This is a genomic window from Streptomyces sp. NPDC057654, from assembly GCF_042800135.1.
Lineage (GTDB): Bacteria > Actinomycetota > Actinomycetes > Streptomycetales > Streptomycetaceae > Streptomyces.
Genome location: NZ_JBHVHQ010001452.1, coordinates 1 through 1,165, shown reverse-complemented (window position 1 = coordinate 1,165; position 1,165 = coordinate 1). Strand labels below are relative to the sequence as shown.

Sequence of the window (1,165 nt, the reverse complement as noted above, 5' to 3'; positions counted from 1 at the left end):
GCCGGACGCCGTTCCGCGCCGGGGGCCGCCGTCAGCCCTGGGACGCCACCAGCTCCCGCAGCCGCCCGAGGTGCTCCAGGCTCGCGAGGACGTCCTTCGTCTGCACGCCGAAGTCGATGAGGCAGGCGATCTCGTCCACGCCGATCTCCCCGATGCGCGCGGCGACCTCGGCGGCGTGCTCGACGGAGCCGAACAGCCCGCCCTGGTGGAAGTACCGCTCGAAGGACTGCGCCGCGAGGAAGTCCACGTCCTCCGGCGGCAGCGTGCTCAGGTCCACCGAATCGCCCACGACGGAGCGGGCGCTCAGGTGCAGCGAGCTCTTGAGGTACTCGGTCAGGGGCTGCCGGGCCTGCTCCTTGACGGCGTCGACGTCCTCGCCGACGAGGGTGTGCACCATCAGCGCCACATGGCCCGGCCAGCCGTCGTGCTCGGCGGCGGCGACGCGGCGGTACTCGCGGATCTTCTCCGCGAGGATCTCCAGGTCCTGCACCAGCAGATGGGTGAGGACTCCCGCCTTGAGCCGCCCGGCCTCCTGGAACGTCTCGACGCTGCCGCCGCTGGTCAGCCAGACCGGCAGCTCCCGCTGCACGGGCGGCGGGAAGGCCCGTACGTCCACGGGCCGGCCGAGCCCGTCGGTGCCCGGCACGCTGCCGCCCTGCCAGAGCGTGCGCACCTCCCCCACCCGGTCGGAGACGATCCGCTTGCGCTCGTCGTAGACGTCCGGGCGCAGCGCGAAGTCCACGGAGTTCCAGCCGGAGGCGAAGGCCACGCCGACCCGGCCGCCGGAGAGGTTGTCGACGACGGACCACTCCTCGGCGATCCGGGCGGGGTGGTGCAGCGGCGCCACCACGCTGCCCGCCCGGATGGCGACGCGCTCGGTCACCGAGGCGACGGCCGCGCCCAGCACGGAGGGGTTGGGGTACATCCCGCCGAAGGGATGGAAGTGCCGCTCCGGGGTCCAGACCGCCGAGAAGCCGTGCTCGTCGGCGAACTTGGCGCCTTCGAGGAGAAGTTCGTAGCGCCCCTTGTCGCCGGGCTCGGTGCTGTCGTTGGCGAAATAGAACAGGCTGAGATCCACCGTACGGTCCCCGCTTTCGCGTGCCCCCGTCAGGGCACAGTGAATTCCTTCGAATGCGCCGCCCGGTCCTGCCGGACGGCGCCGCTC

The 1,165-nt window shown here is 72.3% G+C and carries 1 protein-coding gene; it reads right to left on the bottom strand.

Translation table 11 applies throughout. The annotated features are described in order from the left end of the window. Positions 1 to 31: 31 nt before the first annotated feature. A complete protein-coding gene (locus tag ACFU99_RS44305; RefSeq protein ID WP_384404549.1) occupies positions 32 to 1,078 on the bottom strand; it encodes a MupA/Atu3671 family FMN-dependent luciferase-like monooxygenase in 1,047 nt (348 codons plus the stop codon). Between the last annotated feature and the right edge of the window lie 87 nt (positions 1,079 to 1,165).